Annotated in this window: 1 protein-coding gene; it reads right to left on the bottom strand. The window is 37.2% G+C overall.

Going from position 1 to position 231, the window contains the following annotated elements; all coding sequences use genetic code 11:
* Positions 1–3: 3 nt before the first annotated feature.
* On the bottom strand, positions 4–231 hold a 228-nt coding region (locus A10D4_RS14425), incomplete at its 5' end, for a hypothetical protein (protein WP_008490216.1).

Here is a 231-nt window from a genome sequence, read left to right as displayed (position 1 = left end):
TTTTTAACCACTATTTATGGCTTTGAAGAATGGTTTAGGGCGAATAGTCTCAGAAGATGTTATTCCTCCAACCTTAAGCACCTCTCGAACAAAGTTAACACAGTTATTACCAGTTAATGTATAAGTTCCTGTATTGCTCTGTACACTAAACATCTTGGCTAACATCTTACTATCTTGTTCGGGGGTGGTTGAGACTGTTTTACAAGATTGTTGTTCGCCAGAATCAAATTG

The sequence above is a fragment of the Idiomarina xiamenensis 10-D-4 genome, from assembly GCF_000299895.1.
Taxonomy (GTDB): domain Bacteria; phylum Pseudomonadota; class Gammaproteobacteria; order Enterobacterales; family Alteromonadaceae; genus Idiomarina; species Idiomarina xiamenensis.
This window is presented reverse-complemented; position numbering and strand designations above follow the sequence as displayed.